The sequence below is a fragment of the Kitasatospora sp. NPDC054939 genome, assembly GCF_053610105.1.
Map to the genome: position 1 here is coordinate 1 of NZ_JBSGXP010000227.1, position 8,681 is coordinate 8,681.

Consider the following 8,681-nt stretch of genomic DNA (forward strand, 5'->3'; position numbering starts at 1 on the left):
CACAGGGTCCGGGGGCGGGGCCCCTCGGCGGGCCGGTCAGGCGCCGCGCAGCACCGCGCCGGTGCGGGCGAGCGCCTCGGCGACCGCGGCCTCGCGGGCGGCGGTGGCCTCCTCGGCGGTCAGCGTGCGGTCGGCGGCCCGGAAGCGCAGCGCGTACGCCAGGGACTTGCGGCCCCCGCCCACCTGCTCGCCGGTGAACACGTCGAACAGCCGGATGGCCTCCAGCAGTTCGCCGGCGCCGGCCCGCAGCGCGGCCTCCACCTCGGCGGCCGGGACGGCCGCGTCGACGATGAGCGCGACGTCCTGGGTGGCGACCGGGAAGCCGGAGACCGCCGGGCCGGTGACCCGCCCGGTGCCGTCGGCGGTCAGCAGGTCGAGGTCGAGCTGCATCGCGCTGGTGCGCTCGGGCAGGCCCATCGCCTTGACGACGCGCGGGTGCAGCTCGCCGGCGTGGCCGACCACCCGGTCGGTGCCGGCCACGAGCAGCTCGGCGCAGCGGCCCGGATGCCAGGGCATCAGCTGGCCCTGGCGCACGGTCAGCTCGACGCCGGCCGCGCGGGCGACCGTGCGGGCCGCCTCGACGGCGTCCGCCCAGCCCGCCGGGGCGCCCTTGCCCCACCAGCCGGAGGGCAGCCGCTCGCCGGTCAGCGCCACGGCGACGCACCGCGGCTGGTGCGGCAGTGCGGCGTCCAGGGCGGCGAGCTCCTCGGCGCTGGGCCGCTGCTCGACGGACGGGCGCGGGGCGACCGACAGCTCGTCCTTGGGCAGGAAGACGGTGCCCGTCTCGAACAGCGCCAGGTCGGTGTTGCCGCGGCCGACGTTGCGGCGCAGCGCCCCGAGCAGGCCCGGCAGCAGCGTGGTGCGCAGCGCCGGCTCCTCGTCGTTGAGCGGGTTGACCAGCTGGACCGTGCGGCGGCGGCGGTCGTCCTTGTCCAGGCCGAGCGCGTCGAAGGCGGCGTCGCCGACGAACGGGTAGTTGTTGACCTCGACGTAGCCGGCGCCGGCCAGCGCCCGGCCGACCCGGCGGTGCATCCGCTGGGCCTCGGTCAGGCCCTTGCCCGGCGGCACGGTGGGCATCCGGGCGGGCACGTTGTCGTAGCCCTCCAGGCGGATGACCTCCTCCGCGAGGTCGTACGGGTCGGTGAGGTCGGGGCGCCAGGTCGGCGGGGTGACCTCCAGGACGTCGGAGCCCGCGACCGAGCAGCCGATCTCCTGCAGGCGCCGGGTGACGACCTCGCGGCCGTACTCGGTGCCGGCCACCCGGTCGGGCAGGTCGGCGGCGATGGTGATGGTGCGCACCGGGTGCGGGGCCGCGATGTCGGTGACCCCGGCCTCGGCGGTGCCGCCGGCGATCAGGACCAGCAGGTCGACGGCGCGCTGGGCGGCGGCGCGGGCGGCCTCCGGGTCGACGCCGCGCTCGAAGCGCTTGGACGCCTCGGAGGGCAGCTTGTGGCGCTTGGCGCCGCGGGCGATGGCGACCGGGTCGAAGTGTGCCGCCTCGATGATCACCTCGGTGGTGCCGGGGCCGGCCGCCGGGTCGAGGATCTCGGTGGAGGCGCCGCCCATGACGCCGGCCAGGCCGATCGGGCCGGAGTTGTCGCAGATCAGCAGGTCCTCGGCGGACAGCTTGCGCTGCACGCCGTCGAGCGTGGTGAGGCTCTCGCCCGGCTCCGCGCGGCGGACCGTGATCGGGCCGTCCACGCGCTGCTTGTCGTAGGCGTGCAGCGGCTGGCCGACCTCCAGCATCACGTAGTTGGTGATGTCGACGGCCAGCGAGATCGGGCGGATGCCGGCCTTCTGCAGGCGGCGCTGGAGCCAGATCGGCGACTTGGCGGCGGGCTCCAGGCCGACCACGGTGCGGGCGACGAAGCGGTCGCAGCCGGCCGGGTCGGCGACCTTGACCGGGTAGCCGAAGGAGTTGGCGGGCGGGACGTCCAGCAGCGCCGGGTCGGCGAGCGGCAGCCCGTACGCGGCGGCGGCCTCGCGGGCCACCCCGCGCATGGACAGGCAGTAGCCGCGGTCCGGGGTGACGGCGATGTCGAGGACCTCGTCGACGAGCTGGAGCAGCTCGACGGCGTCGGTGCCGGGCTCGTGGTGCGGCTCCAGCACGATGATGCCGGCGTGGTCGTCGCCCATGCCGAGCTCGCGGGCGGAGCAGATCATGCCGGCCGAGGTGTGGCCGTAGGTCTGCCGCGCGGCGATCGGGAACGGGCCGGGCAGTACGGCGCCCGGGAGGACCACGACGACCTTGTCGCCGACCGCGAAGTTGGTCGCGCCGCAGACGATCTCCTGCGGCTCGCCGGTGCCGTTGGCCGCGCCGACGTTGACGAAGCAGTGCCGGATCGGCTTCTTGAAGCCGGTCAGCTCCTCGATGGACAGCACCTCGCCGACCACCAGCGGGCCCTTGAGGTCGGCGCCGATCTGCTCGACGGTCTCGACCTCAAGACCGGCGCGGACCAGGCGCTCCGCCACGTCGCGGCCGGTCTCGCCGGCCGGCAGGTCGACGTACTCGCGCAGCCAGGAAAGCGGGACGCGCATCAGATCTCCATCCCGAACGGGAGGGTGAAGCGGACGTCACCCTCGACCATGTCGCGCATGTCGGCGACGCTGTGGCGGTTCATCAGGATTCGCTCCAGGCCCAGGCCGAAGGCGAACCCGCTGTAGCGGTCGGGGTCGACGCCGCAGGCGACCAGCACCCGCGGGTTGACGACGCCGCAGCCGCCGAGCTCGATCCAGCCCTCGGAGGAGCAGGTGCGGCAGGGCTTGTCCGGGTTGCCGACGGACTCGCCGCGGCAGACGAAGCACTGCAGGTCGATCTCGGCGCTCGGCTCGGTGAACGGGAAGTACGAAGGGCGCCAGCGCAGCTCCAGGCCGTCGCCGATCAGCTTGGAGACCAGCTGCTCGATGGTGCCCTTGAGGTCGGCGAAGGTGATGCCCTCGTCCACCGCCAGGCCCTCGACCTGCCGGAACACCGGGGTGTGGGTGGCGTCCAGCTCGTCCGTCCGGTAGACCCGGCCGGGGCAGACGACGTAGACGGGCGGCTCGCGGTCGAGCAGCGTGCGGGCCTGGACCGGGGAGGTCTGGGTGCGCAGGACGACGCCGGAGTCGGCGGAGCCGTCGGGGGCCCGGACGAAGAAGGTGTCCTGCATCGAGCGGGCCGGGTGGTCCGGGCCCAGGTTGAGCGCGTCGAAGTTGAGCCACTCGGCCTCGACCTCGGGGCCCTCGGCCACCTCGTAGCCCATGGCGACGAAGGTGTCCTCGATGCGCTCGGCCAGGGTGGTCAGCGGGTGGCGGGCGCCGCGCGGGGTCCGGTCGAACGGCAGGGTGACGTCCACCGCCTCCTCGACCAGGACCCGGGCGTCGCGCTCGGCCTCCAGCTCGGCCTGGCGCCGGGCGAGCGCCTGGTTGACGGCGCCCCGGGCCTGGCCGATCAGCTTGCCTGCGGCGGCCTTGGCGTGCGGGGGCAGGGCGCCGATCTCGCGGTTGGCGAGGGAGAGCGCGGAGCGGTCGCCGGTGTGGGCGACCTTGGCCTGCTTCAGCTCGTCGAGGCTGGTGGCGGCGGCGAAGGCCGCGACGGCCTCGTCCCGGGCCTGCTCCACCACCTCGGGCTTGAGGGCCTCGACCTCGACCGGGTCGTACGACTTGTTGGGTGCCGACATCTCTATCTTTCCCGTGCTCCTGCTCGTCCGTGCTCAGGTAAGGGTGGCTCGCCTCTGCTTCTGCGCCACGCCCGGCGCGGCCGGGGCACGGGCAGCCGGTCTCCGTTCGAGAGAGGGGTGTCCGCGGCACCGCCGCGCAGGGCGTCCCACAACGCCAAAGGTCGAGTGTAGTCGCAGCGCGTAGCGCGCCTGCCGCGAAGCCCGTCCGGCGGCCGACCTACAACATGCTGTGCTGTCGTTCATGCTCCTTCAGAGCATGAAGTCGGGGACGCCGGCGGGCAGGATAAATCGGAACCGGGCGCCGCCGCCGGGTGCGCGGTCGACGCGGATGGAGCCGCCGTGGGCCTCGACGATGCCCTTGACGATGTAGAGGCCGAGCCCGGTGCCGCCGCGCTTGGAGCCCCGCCAGAAGCGGGTGAAGACGCGCGGCATCGAGTCCTCGGGGATGCCGCTTCCTTCGTCGCTCACGGTGACCGCAGTGCCTTCCAGTACGCGGGGCGGGGTGCCGGGGCGCTCCCAGACGGGTGCCTCGACGGTCTCCTTGGCCGGTGCCACCTCGATGGTGACAGTCCCCTCGCCGTGGCGCACCGCGTTTTCCAGCAGGTTGGCCAGCACCTGGTCGATCTTGTCGGGGTCGGCCCAGAGCTGGGTGAGCGGTTCGCTGATGCGGATGTCGAAGCGGTCCTCGGCGGTGCCGGCCGCGACCTTGCCGTTCACGTGCCGGCGCACCGCGGCGGCGAGGTCGACCACCTGCTTGCGGATCTCCAGCCGGCCCGCGTCGATCCGGGAGATGTCCAGCAGTTCGGCGATCAGCCGGGTGACCCGGTCGGCGTCGGCGTCGACGGTCTCCAGCATCAGCCGCTTCTGGCCGTCGGTGAACCGCTCCCACTTGGCGAGCAGGGTCGCGGTGAAGCCCTTGACGCTGGTGAGCGGGGAGCGCAGCTCGTGCGCGACGGTGGCGATCAGCTCGGCGTGGCTGCGCTCGGTGCGGCGGCGGGCCTCGGTGCCGCGCAGCGCGATCACCAGGCGGACCACCGGCCCGCGCGGGCGCTCGCGCACGTAGCGGGCGGAGACCAGCACCTCCCGCCCGCCGGGCAGCAGCAGATTGCGCTCGGGCTGGCGGGTGCGGATCGCCGGTCCCCCGTACGGGTCGGTCAGCTGCCACCAGCGGCGGCCGTCGAGGTCCTCGAGCGGCAGGGCCTGCGCCAGCGGGCTGCCGAGGACGGCGTCGGGGCGGATGCCGGTGAGCCGGGCCGCGGCGCGGTTGAAGCAGACCACCCGGCCGCGGGCGTCGGCGACCACCAGGCCGTCCGGCAGGTCGTCCGGGTCCAACTGTGCCCCGTCGCCGACCATGGGTGTCCTCCCCGATTACCCACCGTGTCTATCCCCGGCGACGACCCTAGCGTCTCGGGGCCCCGGGCAGTAGGGCCCGGGACGTCGCCGCGCCGGGAATCCCGGCGCCCCTTCCGGTCGCACGCCCCCCGGCCCCGTGAGGTCTACGCCTGTGCGCGGCAGCCCCCGGGGGACCGCTGGGCGCGGGCGGAGGCGTAGAGGCAGACGGCGGCGGCCGTGGCGAGGTTGAGGCTCTCGGCGTGCCCGTGGATCGGCACGCGCACCACCTCGTCCGCCAGTGCGCGGGTCGGCTCCGGCAGGCCCCACGCCTCGTTGCCGAACACCCAGGCCCCGGGGGCGCCCAGGGTGCCCTCGTCGAGCTCCTGGTCGAGGTCGCGCTCGCCGGCGCCGTCGGCGGCCAGCACCCGGACGCCCGCCTCGCGCAGCCGGCCCACCGCCTCCTCGACCGGCACGCCGACGGCGACCGGGAGGTGGAACAGGCTGCCGACCGAGGCCCGGACGGCCTTCGGGTTGTAGAGGTCGACCGAGGCGTCGGTCAGCACCACGGCGTCCGCGCCGGCCGCGTCGGCGGTGCGCAGCACGGTGCCGGCGTTCCCGGGGTCGCGGACGTGCGCGAGTACCGCGACCAGCCGCGGACGGGCCCGGAGCACCTCCTCGAAGGGGGTGTCGATGAAGCGGCAGAGCGCCACGATGCCCTGCGGGGTCACGGTGTCGCAGATGTCGGCGATCACCTCGTCGGTGGCGGTGAGCACCGGCAGGCCCTCGTTCAGGGCGGCCCGGACGATGTCGTCGTGCCGCTCGGCGGCCTCCGGCGTGACGTAGACCTCGACCACCGCGTGCTCGGACGTGCCCGGCAGGGTCCCGAACGCCACGGCCTCGCGGACGGCCTGCGGGCCCTCGGCGAGGAACCGGCGCTCCTTGGTGCGCTGGTTCCGCTTGGCGAGCCGGCGGGCGGCGACGACCCGGGGCGAGCGCAGGGAGGTGAGCAGGGGGGTGTCGGTGCTCTGCATGGTCTCGTCTCTGTGGCGGGGTGCCGCCGGCTCTCGTGGCGTGGGCTTCGTGGCGGGGAAGCACACGGACCCGCAGGCGCAGAGCCTGCGGGTCCGGTCAGCTCGACCGATCCGGGAGGGGATCAGGCGGCGTCGGCGGCGGCCTTCGGGGCGTTCACGTCGGCCGGCAGCGCCTTCTGGGCGACCTCGACGAGCGAGGCGAACGCGCCCGGGTCGTTGACGGCGAGGTCGGCCAGCATCTTGCGGTCGATCTCGACGCTGGCGGCCTTCAGGCCCTGCACGAAGCGGTTGTAGGTGATGCCGTTGGCACGGGCCGCAGCGTTGATGCGCTGGATCCACAGCTGACGGAAGTCGCCCTTGCGCTTCTTGCGGTCGTTGAAGTTGTAGACCAGCGAGTGGGTGACCTGCTCCTTGGCCTTGCGGTACAGGCGCGAGCGCTGGCCGCGGTAGCCGCTGGCGCGCTCCAGGATGACCCGGCGCTTCTTGTGGGCGTTGACTGCCCGCTTGACGCGTGCCACTTGATTACTCCTTGGGTTGGACCACGGACTACTTCACGTGGTCCGTCATTCGAATGGGTCGGGAAGGATCAGCTGCCCCGCTCACGGCACGGTCGCCGGGCGGGGAGGGCGATCACTTGCCGAGAAGCTTCTTGATCTTCTTGGCGTCGGCGGGGGCCAGCTCGACGGTGCCGGCCAGCTTGCGGGTCAGCGTCGAGGGCTTGTGCTCCAGGAGGTGGCGGCGACCGGCGCGCTCGCGCAGCACCTTGCCGGAGCCACTGATCTTGAAGCGCTTGCTGGCGCCACTGTGCGTCTTCTGCTTCGGCATTTCGCCGTATCTCCTCGTCGGTCCGTCCACGCCCGCGCGGCCTGCGCCGCACGGGCGTGGACTGGATGGATCTGCGGTGACCGGGCGGGACGCCCCGTCACCCGTGTGGCCGGCCTCCTGGCCGCCCGAGCCCTGGGGCTCAGGCGTCCTGGGAGGTCTCGGCCGGCTGCTCGGCCTGGGCGTCGTCCGCCTCGGCCTCGGCCTGGGCGTCGTCCGCCTCGGCCTCGACGATCTCGACCTCGGGCTCTGCGTCGTCGGCCGCGTCGGCGCCGGGAACCCGGCCCTGGCGCTCGGCCTTGCGGGCGTCCGCAGCGGCGCGGGCCTCGGCCATCGCCTCGGTCTTCTTCTTGTGCGGGCCAAGGACCATGATCATGTTACGGCCGTCCTGCTTGGCCGAGGACTCGACGAATCCCAGGTCCTGGACGTCGTTCGCCAGTCGCTGGAGCAGTCGGAAGCCCAGCTCGGGGCGGGACTGCTCACGACCGCGGAACATGATCGTGATCTTGACCTTGTCGCCCTGCTTGAGGAACCGGACGACGTGACCCTTCTTGGTGTCATAGTCGTGCGGGTCGATCTTCGGCCGGAGCTTCATCTCCTTGATGACCGTGTGCGCCTGGTTCTTGCGCGCCTCACGGGCCTTCATGGCCGACTCGTACTTGAACTTGCCGTAGTCCATGAGCTTGCACACCGGCGGCCGGGCGGTCGCCGCGACCTCGACCAGGTCGAGGTCGTACTCCTGCGCGAGCTCCAGCGCCTTGGCAAGCGGCACGATGCCGACCTGCTCGCCGCTGGGACCGACGAGTCGCACCTCGGGGACGCGAATCCGGTCGTTGATGCGGGGCTCGGTGCTGATGGGGCCTCCTCGGTTGCACCTTCTGCGATGCGGCCGTCGGACGGCGGTCGCACGTAGTGGACTCGACCACTGGGCGGGGCTTCATTCGTGCTGCGCTGCCTGACTCGCCTGCACGCACTGCATGCACCGCGACACGAAAAAAGCCCCGCTCGGTACAAGCGGGGCTCCACAACCGGGGGCGGCACCCGGTGAGGGGTGCTGCGGCGACACGGCACCTCGCGGTGCTCGTCGCGGACCGGACCCGTCGACCGCGAGGCCGATCAGGTGGGAGACTTTCGCGGTTGCCCTCTCGGGCCTCCTGAGTGGAGCCTCCACTTGCTGGCCAGGCTCCCTCGCGGGATCCCGGCCGGTCAGTCTCGAAGCATACAGCGTTTCGGCACGCGGTGGAATTCCGCCCCCGGCCGACCGGTTCCCGCACCCTTGTACGCTCGCTGTGTAACCGGCACGACCATCGGCACGACGGAGTGAACCCCCTTGAGCAGCGAGCCCACCGAGAACCCCGCCTCGAACGACGACGAGACGATCGGCTTCGACGACCTCACCCGTGACATCGCCGAGGTCCCGGCCGTCGAGGTGATCACCACCGTCGCCGTGCACCTGATGAGCGCCGCCGCCGTCAAGTGCGGCCTCGCCGAGGGCGGCGAGGCCGACAAGGACCTCGACGAGGCCCGCAAGCTCATCACCGCCCTGGCCGGGCTGGTCACCGCCGGCGCGCCGGAGGTCAGCAACTTCCACGCCGCCCCGCTGCGGGACGGGCTGCGCCCAAGCACCGGCCCGGCAGCTTCCGCGTCCGCGACCTCGCCACCTACGAACTGCCGATCCAGCCGTACGCCAACCCGCTCTGCGGCTCGCTCGGGCCCTCCGTCGTGCAGGACGTCTCCTCCGGGTCGACCTCCGCCACGGTGGGCTGCTTCTCGATGCGCTCCGGCGACTACCTGGAGCAGCACCTCGCCAACGAGGCCCGGATGCTGGAGATCTTCG

7 protein-coding genes and 2 pseudogenes are annotated in these 8,681 nt (G+C 73.1%); 2 read left to right on the plus strand and 7 right to left on the minus strand.

Annotated features, from left to right (window positions below):
* Positions 1-36: 36 nt before the first annotated feature.
* From pheT to infC, 7 genes are all read right to left on the minus strand, one after another.
* Complete coding sequence (pheT, locus tag ACWGB8_RS36720) at positions 37-2,538, minus strand: phenylalanine--tRNA ligase subunit beta (protein WP_452218002.1); 2,502 nt, start codon at positions 2,536-2,538, stop codon at positions 37-39.
* Positions 2,538-3,659, minus strand: a complete 1,122-nt coding sequence (gene pheS, locus ACWGB8_RS36725; protein WP_452218003.1) for a phenylalanine--tRNA ligase subunit alpha — start codon at positions 3,657-3,659, stop codon at positions 2,538-2,540. Before pheS ends, pheT begins: the two co-directional genes overlap by 1 nt.
* 249 nt (positions 3,660-3,908) lie before the next feature.
* Positions 3,909-5,012, minus strand: coding sequence for an ATP-binding protein (locus ACWGB8_RS36730; RefSeq protein ID WP_452218004.1), 1,104 nt, complete (start codon positions 5,010-5,012; stop codon positions 3,909-3,911).
* A gap of 143 nt (positions 5,013-5,155) precedes the next feature.
* A complete protein-coding gene (locus ACWGB8_RS36735) occupies positions 5,156-6,022 on the minus strand; it encodes a TrmH family RNA methyltransferase (RefSeq protein ID WP_452218005.1) in 867 nt (288 codons plus the stop codon).
* Positions 6,023-6,144: 122 nt separating this feature from the next.
* A complete protein-coding gene (gene rplT, locus ACWGB8_RS36740; protein ID WP_030055649.1) occupies positions 6,145-6,540 on the minus strand; it encodes a 50S ribosomal protein L20 in 396 nt (131 codons plus the stop codon).
* 112 nt (positions 6,541-6,652) lie between these two features.
* Positions 6,653-6,847 carry a 50S ribosomal protein L35 gene (gene rpmI / locus ACWGB8_RS36745; protein WP_030055648.1) on the minus strand — a complete coding sequence of 65 codons (195 nt, stop codon included), beginning with the start codon at positions 6,845-6,847 and terminating at the stop codon, positions 6,653-6,655.
* 139 nt (positions 6,848-6,986) lie between these two features.
* Positions 6,987-7,700 (minus strand): translation initiation factor IF-3, encoded by a 714-nt coding sequence (gene infC, locus ACWGB8_RS36750; RefSeq protein ID WP_452218006.1) that lies wholly within the window; start codon positions 7,698-7,700, stop codon positions 6,987-6,989.
* A gap of 474 nt (positions 7,701-8,174) precedes the next feature.
* Here infC and ACWGB8_RS36755 point away from each other — a divergent pair.
* Both ACWGB8_RS36755 and ACWGB8_RS36760 read left to right on the plus strand, forming a co-directional pair.
* Positions 8,175-8,462, plus strand: a pseudogene (locus ACWGB8_RS36755) (DUF1844 domain-containing protein); the annotation flags it as partial.
* A pseudogene (locus ACWGB8_RS36760) lies at positions 8,459-8,681 on the plus strand (hypothetical protein); the annotation flags it as partial. The pseudogenes ACWGB8_RS36755 and ACWGB8_RS36760, both read left to right, overlap by 4 nt.